The sequence below is a fragment of the Microbulbifer sp. MLAF003 genome, assembly GCF_030012965.1.
GTDB lineage: Bacteria > Pseudomonadota > Gammaproteobacteria > Pseudomonadales > Cellvibrionaceae > Microbulbifer > Microbulbifer variabilis.
In genome coordinates this window covers 1,501,585-1,523,287 of sequence record NZ_CP120232.1, presented here as the reverse complement: position 1 = coordinate 1,523,287, position 21,703 = coordinate 1,501,585, and the positions used below count along the sequence as shown (strand labels likewise).

21 protein-coding genes and 2 pseudogenes are annotated in these 21,703 nt (G+C 52.6%); 7 read left to right on the top strand and 16 right to left on the bottom strand.

Translation table 11 applies throughout. The annotated features are described in order from the left end of the window. Nucleotides 1–138 precede the first annotated feature (138 nt). Nucleotides 139–1,029, bottom strand: coding sequence for a cysteine synthase CysM (cysM, locus tag P3339_RS07395; RefSeq protein WP_282952889.1), 891 nt, complete (start codon nucleotides 1,027–1,029; stop codon nucleotides 139–141). A 219-nt stretch (nucleotides 1,030–1,248) separates the two neighbouring features. Between cysM and P3339_RS07390 the strand changes: the two genes are divergently transcribed. Together P3339_RS07390 and P3339_RS07385 are read left to right on the top strand one after the other, a co-directional pair. Beyond that, complete coding sequence (locus P3339_RS07390) at nucleotides 1,249–3,621, top strand: response regulator (protein WP_282952888.1); 2,373 nt, start codon at nucleotides 1,249–1,251, stop codon at nucleotides 3,619–3,621. Beyond that, entirely contained in the window at nucleotides 3,579–4,004 is a 426-nt protein-coding gene (locus P3339_RS07385) for a hypothetical protein (protein WP_282952887.1), read from the top strand. Before P3339_RS07390 ends, P3339_RS07385 begins: the two co-directional genes overlap by 43 nt. Before the next feature lie 70 nt (nucleotides 4,005–4,074). Here the strand turns inward: P3339_RS07385 and acpS are convergent, their stop codons facing one another. The 8 genes and pseudogenes from acpS to P3339_RS07345 all read right to left on the bottom strand — a co-directional run bounded on the left by acpS (nucleotide 4,075) and on the right by P3339_RS07345 (nucleotide 11,556). Further along, nucleotides 4,075–4,461 (bottom strand): holo-ACP synthase, encoded by a 387-nt coding sequence (gene acpS, locus P3339_RS07380; protein WP_282952886.1) that lies wholly within the window; start codon nucleotides 4,459–4,461, stop codon nucleotides 4,075–4,077. A gap of 240 nt (nucleotides 4,462–4,701) precedes the next feature. After that, on the bottom strand, nucleotides 4,702–5,205 hold the full coding sequence (recO, locus tag P3339_RS07375; protein ID WP_282952885.1) for a DNA repair protein RecO: 504 nt from the start codon (nucleotides 5,203–5,205) through the stop codon (nucleotides 4,702–4,704). Between the two features lie 26 nt (nucleotides 5,206–5,231). Then, entirely contained in the window at nucleotides 5,232–6,131 is a 900-nt protein-coding gene (gene era / locus P3339_RS07370; RefSeq protein ID WP_026305091.1) for a GTPase Era, read from the bottom strand. Nucleotides 6,132–6,247: 116 nt separating this feature from the next. Continuing rightward, nucleotides 6,248–6,928 carry a ribonuclease III gene (gene rnc / locus P3339_RS07365; protein WP_020413460.1) on the bottom strand — a complete coding sequence of 227 codons (681 nt, stop codon included), beginning with the start codon at nucleotides 6,926–6,928 and terminating at the stop codon, nucleotides 6,248–6,250. Next, entirely contained in the window at nucleotides 6,921–7,361 is a 441-nt protein-coding gene (locus P3339_RS07360; RefSeq protein ID WP_282952884.1) for a DUF4845 domain-containing protein, read from the bottom strand. The genes rnc and P3339_RS07360 overlap by 8 nt, the downstream gene beginning before the upstream one ends. 48 nt (nucleotides 7,362–7,409) lie before the next feature. Continuing rightward, the gene (lepB, locus tag P3339_RS07355) at nucleotides 7,410–8,177 is read right to left on the bottom strand and encodes a signal peptidase I (RefSeq protein ID WP_020413462.1); all 768 of its coding nucleotides are present in this window, start codon (nucleotides 8,175–8,177) and stop codon (nucleotides 7,410–7,412) included. A 43-nt stretch (nucleotides 8,178–8,220) separates the two neighbouring features. After that, nucleotides 8,221–10,026: a translation elongation factor 4 gene (gene lepA / locus P3339_RS07350; RefSeq protein ID WP_020413463.1), complete on the bottom strand. Its 1,806-nt coding sequence runs from the start codon at nucleotides 10,024–10,026 to the stop codon at nucleotides 8,221–8,223. A 133-nt stretch (nucleotides 10,027–10,159) separates the two neighbouring features. Further along, nucleotides 10,160–11,556, bottom strand: a pseudogene (locus P3339_RS07345) (Do family serine endopeptidase). Between the two features lie 175 nt (nucleotides 11,557–11,731). On the opposite strand from P3339_RS07345, the gene mpaA reads away from it, so the two are divergent. Continuing rightward, nucleotides 11,732–12,436 (top strand): murein tripeptide amidase MpaA, encoded by a 705-nt coding sequence (gene mpaA / locus P3339_RS07340; protein ID WP_282952882.1) that lies wholly within the window; start codon nucleotides 11,732–11,734, stop codon nucleotides 12,434–12,436. Here mpaA and ycjG read toward each other — a convergent pair. The 5 genes from ycjG to rpoE form a co-directional block, all read right to left on the bottom strand. Then, nucleotides 12,424–13,371, bottom strand: a complete 948-nt coding sequence (ycjG, locus tag P3339_RS07335) for an L-Ala-D/L-Glu epimerase (RefSeq protein ID WP_020413466.1) — start codon at nucleotides 13,369–13,371, stop codon at nucleotides 12,424–12,426. The genes mpaA and ycjG overlap by 13 nt on opposite strands. A 40-nt stretch (nucleotides 13,372–13,411) precedes the next feature. Next, a complete protein-coding gene (locus tag P3339_RS07330; protein WP_282952881.1) occupies nucleotides 13,412–13,840 on the bottom strand; it encodes a SoxR reducing system RseC family protein in 429 nt (142 codons plus the stop codon). 29 nt (nucleotides 13,841–13,869) lie between these two features. Beyond that, nucleotides 13,870–14,997 carry a MucB/RseB C-terminal domain-containing protein gene (locus tag P3339_RS07325; RefSeq protein WP_282952880.1) on the bottom strand — a complete coding sequence of 376 codons (1,128 nt, stop codon included), beginning with the start codon at nucleotides 14,995–14,997 and terminating at the stop codon, nucleotides 13,870–13,872. 254 nt (nucleotides 14,998–15,251) lie between these two features. Beyond that, entirely contained in the window at nucleotides 15,252–15,749 is a 498-nt protein-coding gene (locus P3339_RS07320) for a sigma-E factor negative regulatory protein (protein ID WP_282952879.1), read from the bottom strand. Nucleotides 15,750–15,866: 117 nt separating this feature from the next. Then, entirely contained in the window at nucleotides 15,867–16,481 is a 615-nt protein-coding gene (gene rpoE, locus P3339_RS07315) for an RNA polymerase sigma factor RpoE (protein ID WP_020413470.1), read from the bottom strand. Nucleotides 16,482–16,659: 178 nt separating this feature from the next. On the opposite strand from rpoE, the pseudogene nadB reads away from it, so the two are divergent. Further along, nucleotides 16,660–18,266, top strand: a pseudogene (nadB, locus tag P3339_RS07310) (L-aspartate oxidase). A 37-nt stretch (nucleotides 18,267–18,303) separates the two neighbouring features. On the opposite strand, the gene P3339_RS07305 reads toward nadB, so the two are convergent. Both P3339_RS07305 and P3339_RS07300 read right to left on the bottom strand, forming a co-directional pair. Beyond that, nucleotides 18,304–18,756, bottom strand: coding sequence for a protein YgfX (locus P3339_RS07305; protein ID WP_282952878.1), 453 nt, complete (start codon nucleotides 18,754–18,756; stop codon nucleotides 18,304–18,306). Beyond that, nucleotides 18,731–18,976, bottom strand: a complete 246-nt coding sequence (locus P3339_RS07300; RefSeq protein WP_282952877.1) for an FAD assembly factor SdhE — start codon at nucleotides 18,974–18,976, stop codon at nucleotides 18,731–18,733. The genes P3339_RS07305 and P3339_RS07300 overlap by 26 nt, the downstream gene beginning before the upstream one ends. A gap of 114 nt (nucleotides 18,977–19,090) precedes the next feature. On the opposite strand from P3339_RS07300, the gene ygfZ reads away from it, so the two are divergent. The 3 genes from ygfZ to P3339_RS07285 all read left to right on the top strand — a co-directional run bounded on the left by ygfZ (nucleotide 19,091) and on the right by P3339_RS07285 (nucleotide 21,549). Then, nucleotides 19,091–20,131 carry a CAF17-like 4Fe-4S cluster assembly/insertion protein YgfZ gene (ygfZ, locus tag P3339_RS07295; protein ID WP_282952876.1) on the top strand — a complete coding sequence of 347 codons (1,041 nt, stop codon included), beginning with the start codon at nucleotides 19,091–19,093 and terminating at the stop codon, nucleotides 20,129–20,131. Between the two features lie 171 nt (nucleotides 20,132–20,302). Next, a complete protein-coding gene (locus tag P3339_RS07290; RefSeq protein ID WP_282952875.1) occupies nucleotides 20,303–20,821 on the top strand; it encodes an I78 family peptidase inhibitor in 519 nt (172 codons plus the stop codon). 128 nt (nucleotides 20,822–20,949) lie between these two features. Then, nucleotides 20,950–21,549: a class I SAM-dependent DNA methyltransferase gene (locus P3339_RS07285; RefSeq protein WP_282952874.1), complete on the top strand. Its 600-nt coding sequence runs from the start codon at nucleotides 20,950–20,952 to the stop codon at nucleotides 21,547–21,549. The last annotated feature ends 154 nt before the right edge of the window (nucleotides 21,550–21,703 follow it).

Here is a 21,703-nt window from a genome sequence, read left to right as displayed (position 1 = left end):
AGTAAAACCGAATTTACTAAAAAGGAGTAAATTTTATTTTGTGAGAAAAATTAATTGGGAAAAAAGGAAAAATATACGCGTAATGTTTGCTGAGGAACAGCTAGGCTGGCAATAAGGTCTCACCAGCCTGAAAAAAATTTACTGGTTAAACAGTCCTGAGGATAAATAGCGATCTCCTCGATCACAAATAATAGCAACGATAATAGCGTTTTCCACCTGGGTGGAAAGTCGCAGCGCACCAGCTACAGCGCCACCCGAGGAGACACCACAGAAAATACCCTCCTCTCGCGCCAACCTCCGTGTCATATCTTCAGCTTCACTCTGATCCATATCGATGACCAGATCCACTTCTTCAGGGACAAAAATCTTTGGCAGATAAGCTTGAGGCCAACGGCGAATACCGGGAATACTGGACCCATCGGTTGGTTGCAACCCAACAATCTGGATCTCCGGATTTTGCTCTTTCAAAAAACGACCACACCCCATAATGGTGCCGGTTGTTCCCATAGACGAAACAAAATGTGTTATTTCTCCTCCTGTCTGCTGCCAAATTTCTGGGCCTGTGCCCTCGTAATGGGCTAGAGGGTTATCAGTATTGGCAAACTGATTTAGTACCAGCCCCATACCGTCACTCTGCATTTTTAGCGCCAAATCACGTGCGCCCTCCATGCCCTGTTCCGCGCTGACCAGGATCAATTCCGCTCCGTAGGCAGTCATGGATGCCTTGCGCTCGGCTGTAGCACTGTCAGGCATAATCAGGATCATACGGTAGCCTTTTATAGCTGCCGCCATCGCCAGGGCAATGCCGGTATTGCCGCTGGTTGCTTCGATCAGGGTATCACCAGGCTTGATCTGTCCCTTGGCTTCAGCCCGGTTAATCATGGAAAGTGCCGGACGGTCTTTGACAGAACCAGCAGGATTATTCCCTTCCAGCTTAAGCAAAATCGTATTGCTGGTATCACCAGGCAGGCGCTGTAATTTAACCAGTGGAGTATTGCCTACACAGTCAGCAATTGTGGGGTAATCCATAGTGCATTCAGTTCCAGACAGATATTGCGGCCGGACAGTTTACCTGAACGCCTACACATCGCTAAATACCAACTCTGTATGTGGACTATATAGTCGGGTTATTACGAAATGACACTCTCGAGAAGAAACAATTTCTTCAACTCTTTACATGAGAGTGCACCACCTGATCCATATAGGTAAAATGGGGAAAAAATAATCGCACAAGGCCCTTCTTTCACCATGGCCCCCAAAAGCTCAATTCCATCCCTGCCAGCCCCCGGGGAATTACGTTCACTGCGCTCCACTATGTTCCGTTTTACGGTTGCCCCGGCACTGATCCTGGCAATGACTTTGGCACTGGTCTTTACTCTGCAACAGATGCATGACCGGCGCCAGCTGCTACTCAGCCACGGGCGGGCCAGTGCAGAACAACTTGCAGAACTCATCGAGATGAGCGGAGGGCACCCGACCGAACTGCGCATGGAATGGCTGCGCAAAAGCTTATTGGCCTTAATGCTAGAGAAGGACATGGTGCGTTCGGTGCATATCTATTCCACCGAAGCGAGCAAGAAACTCCCATTGGACCTGGCGACGGGACTGGGTCTACTGGCTAGCGTCGGCCCGCGCCCACGAACCCCAATAACAAGTGAGCAGCTGCAAAGGCGCGAGCCATTTATTTTTGAGGATGACGAAAGCTTGCAGGTGTTGCAGCCCCTAAAGGGTGATATTACCACCTGCTGGATTAGTATTGAGTTGCACCGCCCCTATTTCCTGGTGGGCACTTACCAAGTGATTCTTGTAGGGCTGGTCGGCTTGATTATCTGCACCCTGGCAGCGCTGGCCTGGTCGGTAATCCTCTCTGAGCGATTTGCCCACAGCCTCGTCCGGATGGGGCAAGTATTACAGGCCATTGGGCGCGGAGAGTTCGACCGCCGCACTCACGAAATCGAGAACCGGGAACTCGCCCAATTGGCGAAGCAGATTAATGAAATGGCCGAGGGCCTTTCCAGCTATCAACTCGAGTACAAGTCTAATTTAATGCAGGCTATGGACGATATGCGACAGTCCCTTGATAGTATGGAGGAGCAAAATATTGAGCTGGATCTAGCTCGAAAGAGAGCTCAAGAGGCCAGTCGAATCAAGTCTACCTTCCTGGCAAACACCAGTCACGAGATCCGCACCCCCTTAAATGGCATCATCGGCTTCACCAATTTACTGCTGAAAACCGAGATCGACGAATTACAGCAGGACTACCTGCAAACCATCCTGCGCTCGTCGGAAAACCTGCTCACCACTATCAATGATATCCTGGATTTCTCCCGCATCGAATCTGGCAACCTGGTGCTCGATCATATTCCCATGGATCTGGGGCAACTATTAGAAGAAACTCTACAGATCCTCGCTCCCTATGCCTACGAGCATCACTTGGAACTAGTGCCACTGATTGACCCCCAGTTACCCTCTACACTGGTTGGCGACCCTTTACGCACCAAGCAAATACTGACAAACCTGTTGGGCAATGCTGTACGAAGCTCTGAAAATGGCAATATACCTGTACGCCTTACGGTACAAAGCAACAATGATTCTGAACTGGTGCTGCGTATCAGTGTTACCGATCTCGGCAACCGCATAGATGATGCTGGACGTCGCGAGCTACAGCAGATTCTCAATACCAAGACACCGCAACATGCACAACAGATCAGCGCCAACGGCCTCGGCATGTCTATTGCCCGCAGCCTGGTTGAGCGCATGCGTGGCAACACCGGCCTGGAGAAAGCGGCTAACGACGGCAGTACCTGCTGGGTACAGCTGACTTTGGTCCCGGAACGCAACCGCGGCATACCACCTAGGGTAATGTTCCCCAATTGTCGCATCCTGATTGCCGACCCCAACGAACTCACCCGCACCCAGGTAGCACAACTGCTCAAGCAGTGGCAGGTTGAACCCGTGGAGCTCACCGATACCGACACGCTTCAACCAGCCATTGAACAAATGTGGCGACACGACGCACTGCCTGATGCAGTGATTATCGATACTGCCATCGCCAAAGGGGATTTCGACAGCTTCAGTGTCAAGGTGCAATCCCTAGTGGATGCTTACCAATGTCGAGTTATTGTTCTTGGAGCCCCGGCTGAGCTTCGGCGTTGCTACGAGCAGCTTCGCACCCGAACACTTACCTTCCTGGGCAAGCCGGTAACTAGGGAAAATCTGTTGCGCGCATTGAAAAGGTCAGTGCCGCAACAAAGCCAGCAGCGCTCCAGTAGCGGAGCCATACCCGCCCTCCCCTGGCCCGCCCCGCCACGGGTCCTCGCAGTCGATGATCACGCAGCCAACCGGCGCCTAGTTGGTGAACTACTACGTGCCCAGGGTGTGGAGGTGGTTATTGCCGCTAGCGGTCAGGAGGCCCTGCAACACTGGCAACAGAGTACTTTCGATCTTGTCTTTATGGACATCCAGATGCCCGGTATGGATGGTATTGAAGTTACTCGCTGTATCCGCGAACGGGAAGCCGGCAAACGGACACCAATTATCGCCCTCACTGCCCACGCAGGTGCCGAGGAAAAGCTCGATTGTTATCCGCAGGACTGGATGACTATCTTAGTAAGCCCGTGAGCGAGGCCCAGCTATCCCACATGATCAAACGCTGGCTGAAACTTATCACACCGCAAGTGGTGGAAAAGCTGAATTTCAACAAGATGCGGCTTGTAGATATTGGCGAGAGCATGACTCTAGCCAATGGCGATGCCAAGCTGGCCAGGGATATGTTGCAGATGCTTGTGGATGGGCTGGCTTCCGATGAGCGTGAACTTGAACGCCTACAAGTCATCGGTGACTTCAAAAGCATGTTTGAACTAACCCACCGAATGCACGGGGGTGCTGTTATTGCGGCGTTTCCAGGTTGCGCGAAGCCACCTGTGTTCTGCAGGAAGAGTTGCGCACACAAAAAGATGATGAGCCGGCAGGGATTGATCGTCGTAAGCTGGATGCTGTACTGAGGGAGATTCGCGCTCTGCGTGAGTGGGCCTCGGAGCAAGACCTGGATACGCTTTTTGGACTCGAGGTGGCCTAATGCCTCTCGAAAATCACAAAAGCTAAAGCTGCATCCTTCTCATCGGAAAGAGACAGGTGAATCACGTCAACCCCCATAGCGCGAGCGCGTTGCTGCGCTGCGCCACTCAGCAAAACCTGAGGGGCTGCCCCTTTACGCCGGCGTATCTCAATATCCTGCCAGGAGACGCCTTCACCAATACCTGTACCTAATGCTTTGCCCAAAGCCTCTTTAGCGGCAAAGCGTTTGCACAAGTAGGCCGCACGATTAACCTCAGCCAGGTCAGCAAAATCACAGCGTTCACCATCGCTCAAGATACGCTCAACAAAGCGCCCACCATGGCGCTTCCAGACCGCGTCAATACGCTGGTAACTACAGATATCTGTACCGATACTAACAATCACTTCCCATAGACCTGTTTAAACAATTCGCGGCTCTGCAGTGGTTTATCACAAAGTAAGCTACGTAGTAATAAGCGAGTCAAACGCTTCGCGGGGGCCAACAACCCTATCGGCCAGTGCCCATCATCTTGCGCCCTTGCAATACCCAGCAACTCGGCTCCACGAAATTCACTATCGCACAGCACTCCGCCCTGAGGCCGAAATATTGAAACAAAACCCCGCTCAAGTTCGAACCGATAACAACTATCCGCAACCACCCCCCTGACCACCAGCACATTGATCCAGCGGCGGACAACTACCAAGCTCAGTGAGCAACCGTAGCTCAAAGCTACGTAGCGGGCCTTCCATCTCTGTGCTGTCACTGCCACCCAAGTTAGACAGTATCTGCAGCAGCCCCTGATAAGCGGCAAACAATGCATAGTGACCCTCCCCTTCCGGTAACAGCCTTACCAGCAACTCATTGGAATAAAGGCCTCCGTATACGGCCCGCCCTTTCAGCCAAAGTGGACCACCGGCATTTTCTACCGGGCCCAGGGTCTTCAGTGGCCCATTACCTAGCAGGGAGACCAGCAGAGGTGAAAATGGTTGTAGGGCTTGCCGGCGTCGCTGCTTGTCCCTACGCGCACCACGAGCAACACAACTGATTCGCCCAAAATCTGGTGTGAGTAACTCCAAAATCAGACTGGAGTCTCGATAGGGGCGGGAGTGCAGGATATACGCCGGCTGTGCCGGCGGAGGTGTATTCATACTGTCAGCAGCCAGGCAAAGACCTGTTACTCATCGCGATAGCCGAGACTGCGCAGGGCTCTCTCATCATCAGACCAACCGGACTTCACCTTTACCCACAAATTCAGCATAACTTTACTGTCAAACAACCGCTCCATATCCTCACGTGCCTGGCTGCCGATTTGCTTGATACGCTCACCTTTGTTCCCAATAATGATTCGCTTTTGCCCAGAGCGCTCTACCAGGATCGCGGCACTGATATGCAGAATTTTGCCTTCCTGTTTAAACTCCTCAACCTCAACAGTCACCTGGTAAGGAACTTCAGCTCCCAGCTGACGCATAATTTTTTCACGCACAATCTCCGCAGCAAGAAAGCGGGAACTGCGATCGGTCACCTGATCTTCCGGGAAAAAGTGCTGTCCCTCTGGCAGGTGCTTGAGAATCACCTCCTCCAGAGCCTCTAGATTGACATTGCGCAATGCCGAAATAGGTACGATTTCTGCTTTGGGATGCTGCTCTGCCAAAGTCTGCAGTTGTGGCAAAAGTTCTCCCTTATCCTCCAACTGATCTACCTTGTTAACTGCAATAATCAGAGGGCATTTCAAACCCCGTAGCTTATCGGCCACCAACTGATCGCCCTCACTCCATCGAGTGCGCTCCACGACAAAAACCACCACATCCACATCCCGCGCAGCACTGGATGCAGCCCGGTTCATATAGCGGTTAATCGCTTTCTCTTGATCCGAATGCAGGCCTGGCGTATCCACAAAAATAATCTGGTTGGGGCCCTCGGTTTTAATACCAAGCATATTGTGGCGGGTGGTCTGTGGCTTACGTGAAGTAATCGCCAGCTTTTGTCCCAGCAAATGGTTCAAAAGTGTGGATTTGCCCACATTGGGACGACCTACAATCGCGACATAGCCGCAGCGAGAGGGTTGTTCGCTCAAAAAAGTTCTCCGAAAAAGTTTGGACGCGCCCGGGAAGTCCGGAACCAGCTCACCCCCAGTGCAGGGGGCTGTCATTTCGAGACAGGCGGGGTTACGCCTTCTCAACTAGTGTAAGGTTAATCCTGGCCGGTAAGCTGCCTGTAAGCTTCTACAGCAGCGATCTTTTCTGCGGCGCGACGACTGCTAGCCTCTCCTCGAGCTGGTTGTGCCAGACCGCTGACCCGACATTCAACGATAAAGTGCTGGGCGTGTTCAGCGCCGGAGACATCCACCACAGAATACTCCGGGAGTGGCTTCTTACGCCCCTGCAACCACTCCTGCAGACGAGTCTTCGGATCCTTTACAGTTTCCAGGGACAGGCCTTGCAGCCGCGGGGCAAACCACTCCAATACCCTGGTGCGCGCAGCCTCTAGACCAGCATCCAGGTAAATAGCACCGATCAGGGCTTCCACCGCATCAGCCAGAATTGAGGCGCGCCGAAAACCGCCGCTTTTCATCTCACCTTCGCCAAGGCGCAGGCAGTCTCCAATATCCAGCTCACGAGCTAGCTTTGCCAGGGTTTCTCCGCTGACCAACTGCGCACGCAAACGGCTTAACTGCCCTTCCCTGCCCTCGGGAAACTGTTCGTAAAGCGCAGCCCCAATAGTAAAACCGAGAATAGAATCGCCAAGGAATTCCAGACGCTCGTTATTGCGGCTGCCGTGGGAGCGGTGTGTCAGCGCAAGCTCTAACAGATCACCTTGTTCAAACTTGTAGCCGAGACGCGTACACAGGCGCTCCAGTAAAAGATCAGTCACGTTTACGGAATTGCTCCAGATCTACCAGTGGATCACAGCAAAGCTCCGGCTTGGCCGTGTCGAGCTGCTTGTTAAACTTCATCACGACATCGATGTTGTAAATCAACGGCTGCCGCAATTCATAATTTATACTGACCACAGTACTCTTAGCGCCGCGAACGACTTGCAGAGCCTTGGTGGGCTCTCCTCGCACATTGTTGATCAGAAAGTAGCGACCCATCTCTTTTTTGATCTGGCCCGCTGTCATATTTTCCAATTCCGGGTTTTCACCCAGGGTTTTTAACGCTTCGTTAACGTAGCGCGCATCCACATAAGCCGGTGCCATTTTGGATACGCAGGTTAGAGCAAAGCCAAGCACCGCAATAACCAATAACCAGCCCCAATAGCTCATACCGCGCTGGCGCTCCATTGAAATCCGGATAGCACTACCCATAATTATGCCCTCAATCCTTAGCGCCGACGCACTGTCGGCCAATTCTCATTATTGGATAGAGCCTACACGTTTAAAACTGGGCAAACTGAGCAGTTTGTCCCAATGCATCCAGATAGCAAAAGCCTTGCCTACCACATCGCGCTCAGGCACAAACCCCCAGGCGCGACTGTCGAGACTGTTATCGCGGTTGTCGCCCATCATAAAGTAGTGACCTTCAGGCACTGTGCCGCTAAAGTTTCCATACTCTCCGGGGCTAACATTTTTCGCCATTAGGTGACGCTGGCCGTAAAGGTTCTCCCACATAATCTCAACCTTAGGATTAACCGGTGGGAGCGCCTGAATTAACTCCTGTGGTGCCAGCTCTCCATTTACATAGAGCACGTTATTTTTCAATTCGATCTTATCACCGGGCAAGCCAATCACTCGCTTGATGAAATAGGTATCGTTCATGTGTGGTGGGAAAAACACCATCACATCTCCGCGCTGAGGCTCACCGATATCCACCACTTTCGTCCGGGATACAGGCAAGCGCAGACCGTACTCATACTTATTCACCAGAATAAAGTCGCCAATCTGCAAGGTGGGGACCATAGAAGCAGACGGAATCTGGAAAGGCTCGACAATAAAGGAGCGCAATACAAATACGATAGCCAGAATCGGGAAAAATGATTTAGCGTATTCAACAACAACTGGGTCTTCCTGCTGAGCGCCAGCCTCTTTCTTGCGACGACGAGCGAAAAACAGACTGTCCACCAGCCAGATCCCGCCACTGATTAAAACCAACCAGAGCAGAATCAGAGGTAAATTAATATCCATTGCGAGTCTCTATTATCCTTGATCTCAATAGCAGGCACGCCCACTACTGGTCCACCTTCAATACAGCCAGGAAGGCTTCTTGCGGCACTTCCACACGGCCTAACTGTTTCATACGGCGCTTACCCGCTTTCTGCTTCTCCAGCAGTTTTTTCTTACGGGTAACATCACCACCATAACATTTTGCGGTCACATTCTTACGCAGGGCTTTCACCGTAGTCCGTGCAACTACCTGCCCACCAATCGCCGCCTGGATCGCCACATCAAACATCTGACGAGGAATCAGCTCTTTCATCTTCTCCGCCATAGCGCGGCCCTTCTGCTGCGCATTTTCGCGGTGAACAATCAGGGCCAGGGCATCAACCCGGTCACCGTTAATCAGGATATCCAGACGCACCAGTTTTGCTGCCTCGAAGCGTACAAAACTGTAATCAAGAGAGGCAAAACCACGGCTCACAGACTTGAGGCGGTCGAAGAAGTCCATCACCACTTCGCTCATTGGCAGCTCGTAACGCAGGGATACCTGTGAACCAACGTACTGCATATCTTTCTGGATTCCGCGCTTCTCCACACAGAGAGTAATTACGTTGCCCAAATACTCCTGCGGTACCAGGATATTCACCTCGGCAATAGGCTCTCGCATCTCCTCGATATTGCCCACATCAGGTAGGCGCGAGGGGTTGTCCACCATCACCACTTCGCCATCGGTTTGTTCAACCTCATAGACTACCGTCGGGGCAGTGGTGATCAGGTCCAGGTCGTATTCGCGCTCCAATCGTTCCTGGATAATCTCCATATGCAACATGCCAAGGAAGCCACAACGGAAACCAAATCCGAGGGCATCAGATGTCTCGGGCTCATAGAACAAAGAAGCGTCGTTTAGGGATAGCTTCTCCAGCGCATCCCGAAAGGCTTCATAGTCGTCTGAACTTACGGGGAACAAGCCGGCATAGACCTGTGGCTTAACTTTCTGGAAGCCCGGCAGCATTTCAATTTCATCGGCACCCTTGGCATGAGTCAGGGTGTCACCCACCGGCGCACCATGAATATCCTTAATACCGGCCACCACAAAACCTACCTCACCAGCGCGCAAAACACCGGTTTCGTGGCGCTTAGGGGTAAAGATGCCGATACTGTCCACCACATGAGCGCGGCCAATAGATTTGGTAACAATCTTGTCTTTGGTTTTCAGGGTTCCCTGCACTACACGAACCAGGGATACAACTCCCAGGTAGCTATCGAACCAGGAATCAATAATCAAGGCTTGAAGAGGCGCATCTACATCACCCTCAGGTGGTGGTACCAGTCGCACCAAGTCTTCCAGGACATCTTCCACACCCAGGCCTGACTTGGCACTGCACCGGGTGGCATCGGCGGCATCAATGCCGATGATATCCTCAATCTCCTCAGCAACCTTTTCCGGGTCTGCCTGGGGCAAATCCATCTTATTGAGAACTGGAATAACCTCCAGCCCCTGCTCAATAGCGGTGTAGCAGTTGGCAACTGACTGGGCTTCCACCCCCTGGGCCGCATCCACAACCAGAAGCGCACCCTCACAGGCTGCCAGAGAGCGAGAAACCTCATAGGAGAAGTCCACATGTCCTGGCGTATCAATAAAATTCAGCTGGTAGGTCTTGCCATCCCGCGCCTTGTAATCAAGCGTTACGCTTTGCGCTTTAATGGTAATTCCGCGCTCGCGCTCCAGTTCCATACTATCCAGAACCTGTTCGGCCATCTCCCGGTCGGAGAGTCCCCCACAGTCCTGAATAAAGCGGTCAGCCAGGGTAGATTTCCCGTGGTCGATATGGGCAATAATGGAGAAATTGCGGATATGAGAGAGATCTGTGGCCACTGCGGAATAAAAACCCTTGAAAAATCAATTGATTAGCTGGCAACCATGCCAACTGTGTGGCGCAAGTCTAACAGAACTCATGGATGTAGGTGAGAGGCAGGTGACCCATTGGGCCACCATTCGCCTCTCACCCTTAGCTTTCTATCTTGATAGTGCGGAAAGTTGACTGGCCGGCACGGAAGAATCGGATAGGCAGTAGCTCGTCCTCGGGAAGCTCCTTAACCACAGTTTTGTAGTCTTTTATATCCCCTACTTCCTCAAATCCGAGCTGGGCAATGATATCGCCACTACGCAGTCCTGCCTTAGCTCCAGGCTTGCCAGGAATAACCTGTTTAACGAGAACACCGGTCTCAACATTCCAGCGCTGCTTCATTCCATCTGGGATTTCTTCAACTACTACCCCAAGACGGCCACCAATACTGGTAGCTGGGTGGCTAGCAGCCTGGGTTCGTTCACCGTCAGAACCGGGCAAAGCACCAACAACCACTCTCAGTCTCTCAGACTTGCCTTTACGCATCAGCTCTACAGGAACCTCTGTACCCGGGCGAATTTGACCGACTACATGGGGCAGATCGCCATGTACGCCGATTTTGCGGCCATCAAAGCTGGTAATTACATCACCGGCTTTAATACCCGCTTCCGCTGCCGGCGTGCCAGGACTCACCTGCTCCACTAGCGCCCCAGACGGCTTGCCAAGCCCCAGAGCCTCGGCCATATCTCGATCTACATTGCGTATACCTACACCCAACCATCCGCGATCGACACGCCCTTTCTCTTTTAGCTGCGCCACCACATCTTGGGCCAAGCTTGCTGGAATCGCGAAGGAAAGGCCAATAGAACCGCCGCTACGGGTATAAATCTGCGAGTTAATACCCACAACCTCGCCATTGAGGTTAAACAGTGGACCGCCTGAGTTGCCGGGGTTAATGGCCACATCCGTCTGGATAAATGGCACGTAATTCTCACGGCTTTCATTAGGGATACTGCGTCCCATAGCGCTCACGATACCGGCACTAGCGGAATAATCGAGGCCAAACGGCGAGCCGATAGCGACCACCCATTCACCCACCTTCAGCTCTTCGGAGTCACCCCAACGCACAGCAGACAGGTCATCCGCCTCAATCTTGAGTAAAGCGAGATCGGAGCGAACATCAGTACCAATCACCTCTGCCTCATATTCACGGCGATCAGTCAGAGTGACCGTCACCTTATCGGCACCGTCAACCACATGGTTATTCGTCACGATATAACCGTCGTCCGAAATAATAAAACCAGACCCCATACTGGCAACCGGGCGCTGCTGACGCCTTCGCGGCTCAAGTAAGTGGCGGAAAATGTCTGGAATTTCCTGCTGGTATTGGGGGAGCTATTCCCTCGCGCCACACGGTTGCGGTCCACGGTATTGATTTTCACCACCGCGGGAGAGTTATCCTCAATAAGCTCAGTAAGTTCAGGTAGCCCTCGGGCACTGGCAGCGCCTGAAATGAGGAGACAGAGCACCAAGAAATATTGTGTACAGCGTTTAACCATAGGTTTGTTACCCCTAGTGATCCCTTCTAATATGAAACCATTGGATTTTGAGTCCCTTCCAGGGCATGCCTTCTATACCGGCTCCGGCCCCTTGGGGGACATTTTGTAACGATTTAGTGGCGATGCAGCTACGAAAGTTCTGCCGCCGTGTGTAAATCTGTGTAAAGGGCCAGCGATGTCTAAACTGCGCCCGCGCCCTGAGCGCGGCCAATTTCACCTCCCCAGGGAGGTGTATGGATACAGCGCACTGGGCGCTCCACTTTTTTATTTTCCCGCGCAATCCGGTCACAACCACGGACTGGTTATGGCCGGCACTCACGGCGATGAAGTCGCCGCTGTGGTCGCCCTCTCCTGCGCTCTGCGCGCATTGGCATCGGGCCAGCTGAAACATCATGTCATACTGGCGGCCAACCCCGATGGCTGCCAATTAGGTACCCGTAGCAACGCCTGCGGGGTAGACCTCAACCGTAACTTTGCCACAAAGAACTGGGATGCGAGCGGCAACGTATACCGCTGGAACAGTTCCGCCGAGGCCCGCGATGTAAGGCTCAGCACTGGCGATGGCCCCGCCTCAGAGTGCGAAACCGCTTCATTGTGCCAATTGATCGCCAAGCTTAACCCCGCCTGGGCAGTTTCTATCCACGAGCCTCTTGGCTGCGTCGAAGATCCTAAGGAAACAGAACTCGGTGCCTGGCTGGCCAAAGGATTGCAGTTACAACTAATTAAGGAAATCGGCTATCAGACTCCAGGCTCCTTTGGCACCTGGTGCGCCGAACGGGAGCTGCCCTGCATCACTGTGGAATTTCCACCGATTTCAGCTGACGCTGCCAGCGAAGACTATCTGGCGATACTCATTGAACTACTCACTTACGACCAGTAAACCCGACCTGCACCAAAGCGTAAAGGGGGTTCCGCATCCTTTGCAAGCCAAGTGGGGCCGTCCAAGTCCAGATAGCGCGCCCTTGGTCCCAGGGGCCAAGCCGCACGGATAGCCCGAGAAGTGCAGAGCATACAGCCGAGCATCAACCCAAACCCCTCAGCAACAGCCTGATCGGCCAGTGCCCGCGCCTCAGTGATTCCGCCAGCTTTATCGAGTTTGATATTGACCATCTCGTAGCGGCCTTTCAGGCGTGGTAAGTCAGCACGGGTATGACAACTTTCATCCGCGCAGATCGGCAGTGGATGAGGGAAGGCCTCCAGGAATTCATCATCACTCGCGGGCAGTGGCTGCTCCAGCATGGCCACCCCCATTTCAGCAAGCTTTTCGCAGCGCTCAATCAGGCCATCGCTACGCCAGGCCTCGTTGGCATCGATGACCAACTCAGTGGCAGGAGCGGCGGCACGCACCGCGGCCACCCTTTCGCTCACAAGCTGGTCATCCAATTTCAACTTTAACACCTCTACTCCCTGGGAAACAGCGACACTGGCAGCATCAGCCATCGCCTCTGGGCTCTCGATAACCAGGGTTTGTACGGTAGGCAATGAATCGGGACCAGCGAAGCCATCCCCTTTGTACTTTCTCTCCCAGTCCACTAATGCACAATCCAGAGCGTTACGCGCAGCGCCTGCCTGCAGGCGTGACTGTAATTGCGCCTTGTCCAGGCCCGCAGCTAACTCAGATAACAGCGGTTCAAGTTGGTGCATCACTGAGTCTGGGCTCTCTCCATAGCGAGCGTAGGGGGTGCACTCACCAATTCCGACAATGCCGCCCCACTTCACCTCCACCACGACCACTTCAGCCTCAGTGCGGGCACCCCGGGATATGACGAAAGCTGTGCGCAGGGGCCAGCGCTCAGCGTAGCAGCGGGCCAGCATGGAGAGTCTCCAATCGGATTTATGGAGCTATCAGTTTAGGTTAGGAGCGGTCGCTGCCGGGCTCGATACGCAGCAATACAGGAGTGTAAACAGGATTTGAAGACTGGTGGCGGCTGTACCAGCGTACCCCCAAAGCTCCCACCATCAAGCCGAGAACTGCGCCAATCACGGCGCCAGTTTCAGCGAAAAGGTAATCTCCCAATAGCGCTACCAGCACCAGGGAAAGCAGTGGCAACAAGTATACCAGTAGTGTACTACTGGTCAGAGCACTCTCGGTGATTCCAATAACCGCTGTATCATTCAGAGAGATTTTGTCGGCGGGGAAACCATTTAAAGCCGCCCGCACACGTGTGGAAGAGGAGAAAAAGTCTCCGAGCAAACCAGTTCCGCAGCCAGATTTAGCCTCACAGCCATTACAGGCACTGCGCTGGATGGTTTCCACCCAGACGGCATCAGATTCTATGGCCACGACTCGGCCCCGCTCTTCTAGCAAGCAATTCAGCCTTTTTCGATGATGGAGCTGGCCACTCTACGTGCTGTGGCATCGGGAATCTCTCCAACAACTGTGACGGTATAGGCCACTCCCTTCACCTCCATCCGGTCCATATAGGCGACAGTGGCACCGCGGATCGCCCGCCCCTTAAAGTTCTCCAGCTCAGGGCCAAGACGCTGTACAAACACAGTAAACACGCCGAGCCCATCGCTAAAGACCATCATATCGCCATCTGATAGCGGCTTTACCGAAACCACTTTGAACCCATCGGGCAACCAGCGCACCTGCCAGCGGCTCTGTGAAGTCTCACAAGTGCTGCGATTGTCGATACGTCGTGCTGCGTTTGAAACCGTCTGCAGGGCCGAGTCCTCTACTGGAGACAAATCCAGCTGTACAAATTGATAGCGCTCCAAGACGCGCCCCTGGGTACTCACCAGCATTGTTTTCAAGGGCAAGCCTGTCTCACGGTCAAGACTTACCACCAGCCCCAGTCGATAGCGGTCGCGGGGCCTGGCCTCAATCACTACCGCATCCCGGTCGGCAATACGCTCTTCACCACGCAAGATAAACTGATAAGCGCGCTGAACTTGTTGCTGCCCCACCGCATTCCATAAAGTAGTCCTCGCGCTGGGGGACGCACCGAATTCGCAGTTACCACCACTACCGTGACTGATCAATTCACGCGGTTCGCCACTCAAATAGCGAACCCGCTCAACTTGCTCACCATCACGCACCGCATGCACTACCTGTAGGGTCTCCAACATGCCGGCATGCTCGAAAGTCACCAGCCCGCTATACTCCAGCTCGCTGACAGCCTTGGCGAGCTTGTTCAACCACTGCTCTACCTCATTTCCGGCAGCCTGGGCACTAGCCATATTGGAACCAACAAGTGCCCCAGGGGCAGCTGCCGAAGGCTCAATAACAGCCGTTTCCGCCATCACTGGTGCAGAAGGGTCAATTACAGCAGCTGTAGTTGCTGAACTGGCTTCCCCTCCTGCAGCGACCAAACCAGATTCCGCTACAGGAGAACCCTGAGAGCTGGCCATATCGAGGTTTACTGCACTGGGGGTATTGGGGTCACCACCGGCAGCCTCCTGTGCGAATGACAGCGGGGCCAGCAGGAAGGAGGCCAACAGCAGGCTGCTGGCACTAAGGGTTGCGCTATTGATAAGACCCCCCGGTAAACGACTTTCGTCACACTACATTCCAACCTGTTCGCCGTAGGTCGCTCGGGCAAAGGGCACCATACCCTGACTACCAACATGCGCGGCCTGTTCGGAGTGTTGAATCATCACACGGTTTAAATGGCGCATCAGCTCCGGCGTAGGTGCCTGCTGAATCACTGCCTGCCCGCGCTGCTCAGGTACAAAGCGCGGCGTGGCCGTACTTACTGAACGAGTCGAGGGGCTGGAACATAAAAACCAGAAGGTTGTGGCGCCGACTGGGCTACCGGCTGCGCCGGGCGCTCGATTTCGGCGACCTGATCTATACCCTGCACTAGGTTCTGCTGGGTATCGGTAATCTGTTGCACCCCAAGGATTGCGGCGAGGGCCACAGTGGCTGCCACTGCACCGCGCGAAAGCGGACGCCACCAACGACTGTTAACCAGTTCGTTGGCGGCTACAGAAGCACTTCCAGTCTGAGACAGAGGCTCTTCGAGATCGATCGCTGCAGAGATGCTCGCAGCCAAGCCACTATCTACAGGGGCGACATGCTCGCGACGCATTACGCTCGCGGCCAGTTGGTAGCGTGACCAGCGCTCACCCAACTCTTCAGAGACAGCAGAGGCCTTAAGCAGCCGCTGCAACTCCAATTCGCTGCCTTCGCCATCCATAAGCGCCGAGAGCGATTCGTTGAGACGTTCCTGATGATTCCCGTGGGACATAGGGGTTAACCCTCTTGTGCAATCATTTATTCGGTGCCCACACGCACCATAATTGGTATCAGTTATGACCGGGCTCTCGGCGGTTGGTTTCCCCGGCAGGGAAAATTTTCCGCAAAATTAGCCTCTGTCACCCAGTGTTTCCGGCTCACCGGCCATCACGGCCTGGACTGTCCGGTCAATCGCTTCCCGTGCGCGAAATATCCTAGAGCGCACTGTGCCTACCGGGCATCCCATTACCTCGGCGATCTCCTCATAGCTCAATCCCTCAAGCTCCCTCAACGTAACTGCTGAGCGCAGATCTTCTGGCAGTGCGCGAATAGCGCGATGAACAGCCCCCTCCAATTGGTCGCGAAACATCTGATTCTCAGGAGTCTCGTTATCCCGCAAAAGATCGGCACCCGAGTAGAACTCGGCATCCTCAAGATCCACATCTGAGGACGGCGGACGGCGACTGCGGGAAACCAAGTGGTTCTTAGCGGTATTAATCGCGATTCGATACATCCATGTGTAAAAAGCACTGTCGCCACGGAAATTGGCAAGTGCCCTATAGGCCTTTATAAAAGCCTCCTGAGTTACATCCTGTACCTCACTGTGGTCCTTGATAAACCTACTGACTACGGCAACAATTTTGTGTTGGTATTTGAGTACTAAAAGATCAAAAGCGCGTTTGTCTCCCTTTTGAACCCGCTCTACCAGCTCACGGTCACTCGTTGACGCCTGATGCGCTGTCATCCCCAACTCCCATATCCAGCCACACTGCGGGCGCCACTTGTCATTATTAAGGGGCTGCCGGCGCAGGCGTTTCTTTTACTTTGTTGATGACACTGACAATAGGACATAAGTTCCACGTCAAATCGACGAATAATCAGGAGGCGCTATACTACGCGACCCTAAAAGATAAATGAAATCTATGAATGCCCAGGCAAACTACGACATTCTCGTAATCGGCAGCGGTGCCGCCGGCCTTACCCTGGCCTTGCACCTCTCAACCAAGTATCGCGTAGCTCTGCTCTCCAAGCAGCGCCTGCAGGACGGCTCCACCTGGTTCGCCCAAGGAGGCATCGCTGCAGTGCTAGATGAGATGGATTCGGTGGAGTCGCACATTGCAGACACATTAGACGCGGGTGCAGGACTCTGCCACCCATCGTCTGTACGCTTCACGGTGGAGGAGAGTACCGCTGCTATTCGCTGGCTGATCAACCAGGGCGTAGACTTTACCCGCGAGGGGGAGGATTACCACCTTACGAAAGAGGGGGACACAGCCATCGCCGCATCATTCACAGCGCTGACGCCACTGGTAAAGCCGTACACAGCACTCTGCTGGTAAAGGTGCTTAACAGCTCCAATATCGACTGTTTTGAACACCGCGTCGCCATAGACCTGATCCGCCAGCCTGATCCCGAGAAGGGGCGTTTTCGCTGTGCTGGCGCTTATGTTCTGAATAAAAATACTGAAGAGGTCGAGCTTATTCAGGCCAAGGCTGTGGTGCTCGCCACAGGAGGTGCCAGCAAAGCTTACCTCTATACCAGCAACCCCGACGGAGCCAGTGGCGATGGTATTGCCATGGCTTGGCGCGCCGGTTGCCGGGTTGCCAACATGGAATTTAATCAGTTCCACCCCACCTGCCTGTACCATCCAAAAGCCAAAGCCTTCCTTATAACTGAAGCTCTACGCGGCGAAGGTGCACAATTGCAGCTGCCTGACGGCAGCCGTTTTATGGAGAGCTTCGACAGGCGTGGCGAACTGGCCCCTCGGGATATCGTCGCCCGGGCAATTGACCATGAGATGAAGCGCCTGGGTGCAGATTGCTTATACCTGGATATCTCCCACAAAGACCCCGACTTTGTGCGGGAACACTTCCCTACGGTATACAGCAACTGCCTGAAGTACGGCATCGATATTACCCGGGAGCCAATCCCAGTGGTTCCTGCCGCCCATTACACATGCGGCGGTATTATGGTGGACCATCATGGCCGCACAGACCTGGATCAGCTGTACGCCATTGGCGAAACCACATTTACTGGCCTGCATGGCGCCAACCGCCTAGCCAGTAACTCGCTTTTGGAGTGCTTGGTATATGCGCGCTCTGCCGCACTGCATATTGAGGAGCACCTCGACTCAGTACAGGTACCACGCCGCGCACCAGGCTGGGATGCTTCACGGGTAACAGATTCAGATGAAGATGTTGTGATCTCGCACAACTGGGATGAACTGCGTCGCTTTATGTGGGATTACGTAGGAATCGTGCGCACACGCAAGCGCCTGCTACGAGCCCAGCATAGGGTAAAACTCTTGCAGCGAGAGATTCGCGAGTTTTACGCCAACTACCGCATCACCAACGACTTAGTGGAACTGCGTAACCTGGCACTGGTTTCAGAACTAATTATTCGCTCAGCCCTGGACCGTCGCGAAAGCCGTGGCCTGCACTATTCCCTAGACTACCCAGGCCTAAGGGAGCTGGCTATGGATACCGTTCTGGTACCTGAGAACTTCGCCAATCAGCGACAATTTATCTAGCAATTTAGAATAGAGGCGGCCCAGACTACCGATCCCCCTAACGGGAGAACCGCAGAGCCGCCTGCAGCCTGCGCCAGTCGTTAGGGCTTATTGCATCCCGTGCCAACACCAAACGCAACGACCTGCCCTGTAAGTCTCTCCCATTAATAACCACTAACCAGCCCCATAAGACCAGCTCACCACGGAAATAGAACTGGCGCTCATCGTCACCAACCACCCGCCAAAACCAGCGACGCTCTCGAGTAGATAATATACCCACCATCTGCGCCAAACTGCGTACCTCCCAATAGGCAAATGCCAAGATAACAGTCAGCAGTATCCAGAATAACCAGGAGGGCAGCCCGCAGAGCCACAATAGAATTGCAGCTTGAAGCACAGCCATTGAAAGAAGAAAAAATAAGATAGAGGATGGCGCAACGACACAACTCAGGCGGGCGCTGCGCTCAAAATAGAGAGGGGAACCTTTACTCGCGCAAACCGGTATTGTCACGGATAATTTGTACTATTCGCTGGAGATCTGGGTCGGCCGGGTCTTCACGGCGGAGGAACCAGGCAAACAGGTCCTGATCCTGCTCGTCCAACAACCGAATATAACGCTGCTGATCTGCAGGTTCCAGGGTCTCATATACATTTTCCAAAAATGGCAGCAGCACCAGATCCAGCTCCAACATTCCGCGGCGACTGGCCCAAAACAGGCGGTTGCGATCCATACTTCTTTTCCAACCAAGTTAAAGGATGCAGTATACCTGCAGCCTGGCCAAACTTGAAAATGGGCGCTCCAATCCCCAGATATTGCCACCAAGACAACCGGAGGTGGCAGCACTATGGACCAGCAACAGTGGCAGGATTTTCTCAGCAGCGAAGGCGCCATTTGGGAAGGCGGCAAAGCTCACTTCCCTCTAACCAGCACGGATGACCCGCAGGCACTGCACCTTATCGATCTTGGCCCCCAAGGCGCTGTTTCGATCAAAGGCCCGGACAGCCAGAAATTCTTACAGGGCCAGCTCACCTGCGATCTGGTAAATCTACCAGACAAGCACAGCACCCTAGGCGCCCACTGCAATCCTAAAGGCCGTATGATCAGCGCTTTCAGTGCCCTCAAGCTGTCCCAGGGCGAATTTATTCTGCGTCTTCCTCGCAACCTCGCTCCGATTGCCCAACAGGCCCTAAGTAAGTACGCAGTGTTTTTTAAAGCAGAATTGACAGATATCAGCGATGACAGCCATTGGCTCGGCTTGCAAGGTCAAAACGTCGCACAGCAAACAGCACAGCTACTTGGCTTCGCCCCTCCCTCCCCCGGTGAAGTAGTCACTTTTGATTTCGATGGCGAGCGCTGCATCGCCCAGGCGGTTAATGAAACCCAGCTTGCGCTACTGGTGCCAGTCACCAAAGCACAGCAGCTCTGGCAAAACCTCTCCCCAGAGTGTGAAGCGACTGGCTATGACCTTTGGCAAAAGGGACAGATAGAGGCCGGCATTCCCCAAGTTGATGCCGCCACCTCAGAAATGTTCATCCCTCAGATGACTAATTTACACTTACTTGGCGGCGTCAGCTTTAAGAAAGGCTGTTACACCGGCCAGGAAGTGGTTGCACGTATGCAATTTCGCGGCGCCGCAAAACGCCGCTTATATCGCGCAAAAAGTACAGGAGGCGATCTCCCCATCAGCGGCCTGGAAGTTTTCGGGGATGGCAAGCAAAGCATTGGCAACCTGGTAGAGGCCTGTCACAGTAAAGACGGCATAGAGCTACTCGCTGTCCTTACTATTGCCAAAGTCGCATCCGGTGAAAAGCTTCATTTGGAGGACGGCCGCATCCTGGAAATTCAGGAGCTCCCCTATGATGCAGATGCCGATCCTCTAGCCTAGCTAAAGCCGAAGTAAATACTCCGAGGGCGGTTTATGGCCGCCCTTTTCAATGAATCTAATCAGCCCCTCTCCTCCCACCAAGAAATTTCACACAAGATCAACCAATCCTTCTACGACCCTTTAAATTCATGTCTATAACGAAACCCTACAAACATCACAAGGTGATAAAATATGAAACCCTTTTCTGTTGCAATTTTAATTGCAGTCCTATTTACATCTTCTACAGCACTTTCCGAATCAGCTGAAGAAGTGCTATTGGGGATAACTGTACGCCCCGAAACACTTGATTTACACGTCGCATCTGGAGGGTGCACCAAGAAAGAAGATTTCAATATTGACGTTAATAAAGGGACCACAGGGCTGCCGCCCTATCAAGTCACAGTCACACGCATTAAACCTGACCACTGTGAAGCGCTATCCCTAGAAGGTGTCAACTTATCTTTTGACAGAAAAAAACTGGGACTTGATGGCTCATCGACATTTAGACTAACTAATGAAATCGGTAATCTCTCACCTTACCAAGCGAAAATAAAAAACCATGAAATAAAGAAACTCCCTATATCTAGCATCATCGGAAAATATTCACGCATCTATAAAACTGGTGAAGCTCTGACTGAAGATTTTCGCCCTGAACGTGTAAATATAGAGCTGGATAACAATGGAAATATTGTTAATATTTGGAAGGGTTGAAAGAGGGGAATACAATTCGTTCTTAAAACGTTCAGAATAACTCAGCACATAAAAACAATAATTTCAATCAAGTCAAATCAAAGAATATTCAAACAAGCTTCAGACTACCCACCTGAGAATTTAAAAATATGAATCCTCAAGAAACCGGAAAAGCCTACGATGAAATAACCCATTTATGGGAGCGTAAAGTGTTTAATGCAGCAAACGGAATTGAACAACATAAACGAGCCTTGGCTTTTGTAAAGAACAGAGGTATGGCACTTGATGTTGGTTGCGGCTGTACAGGGAGGTTTATAGAGCTACTTCAAACTGAAGGCTTTGCGCCAGAAGGAATTGATATTTCTGCTAAAATGATCACTTTAGCAAAAAAGCGCCACCCGGATATCACCTTCCATCATCAGGATATATGTCTATGGGAAAGTCAGGAGCAATACGATTTTATTACTGCCTGGGATAGTATCTGGCATATTCCTCTTGAAAAACAAAAGGATGTCTTAACAAGGCTAGTCAAAAGACTCAACAGGGGTGGAGTGTTAATTTTCTCCTTCGGCGGCACAGATGAACCCAGCGAGCACAGAAACAATACCATGGGCCCAGAAATGTATTACTCAACGCTGGGCATAGTTGGGTTTCTTAAATTAACCCTCAGCTTAGACTGTACGTGCAGACACCTCGAATACGATCAACATCCAGAACTACACGCTTATTTAATTATTCAAAAAAACTGAAAATAAATTTTTCACAAAACTCGTAACTACACAATAATCTTTTCACGCCCTGAATATCACCCACTCTGCACCCAAGAACCAGCCATTAAAAATAAAATACCCAAAGACAACCTACCCTTCAACTTGATCCGACAGACCACTCCAACACATAATT

What these genes read in the sequence shown, in the direction of transcription:
- cysM (WP_282952889.1), bottom strand. Translation starts at nt 1,029, where the DNA reads ATGGATTACCCCACAATTGCTGACTGTGTAGGCAATACTCCACTGGTT.
- P3339_RS07390 (WP_282952888.1), top strand. Translation starts at nt 1,249, where the DNA reads ATGGCCCCCAAAAGCTCAATTCCATCCCTGCCAGCCCCCGGGGAATTA.
- recO (WP_282952885.1), bottom strand. Translation starts at nt 5,205, where the DNA reads ATGAATACACCTCCGCCGGCACAGCCGGCGTATATCCTGCACTCCCGC.
- P3339_RS07360 (WP_282952884.1), bottom strand. Translation starts at nt 7,361, where the DNA reads ATGGGTAGTGCTATCCGGATTTCAATGGAGCGCCAGCGCGGTATGAGC.
- lepB (WP_020413462.1), bottom strand. Translation starts at nt 8,177, where the DNA reads ATGGATATTAATTTACCTCTGATTCTGCTCTGGTTGGTTTTAATCAGT.
- mpaA (WP_282952882.1), top strand. Translation starts at nt 11,732, where the DNA reads ATGTCTAAACTGCGCCCGCGCCCTGAGCGCGGCCAATTTCACCTCCCC.
- ycjG (WP_020413466.1), bottom strand. Translation starts at nt 13,371, where the DNA reads ATGCTGGCCCGCTGCTACGCTGAGCGCTGGCCCCTGCGCACAGCTTTC.
- P3339_RS07320 (WP_282952879.1), bottom strand. Translation starts at nt 15,749, where the DNA reads ATGTCCCACGGGAATCATCAGGAACGTCTCAACGAATCGCTCTCGGCG.
- rpoE (WP_020413470.1), bottom strand. Translation starts at nt 16,481, where the DNA reads ATGACAGCGCATCAGGCGTCAACGAGTGACCGTGAGCTGGTAGAGCGG.
- P3339_RS07300 (WP_282952877.1), bottom strand. Translation starts at nt 18,976, where the DNA reads ATGGATCGCAACCGCCTGTTTTGGGCCAGTCGCCGCGGAATGTTGGAG.
- ygfZ (WP_282952876.1), top strand. Translation starts at nt 19,091, where the DNA reads ATGGACCAGCAACAGTGGCAGGATTTTCTCAGCAGCGAAGGCGCCATT.
- P3339_RS07290 (WP_282952875.1), top strand. Translation starts at nt 20,303, where the DNA reads ATGAAACCCTTTTCTGTTGCAATTTTAATTGCAGTCCTATTTACATCT.
- P3339_RS07285 (WP_282952874.1), top strand. Translation starts at nt 20,950, where the DNA reads ATGAATCCTCAAGAAACCGGAAAAGCCTACGATGAAATAACCCATTTA.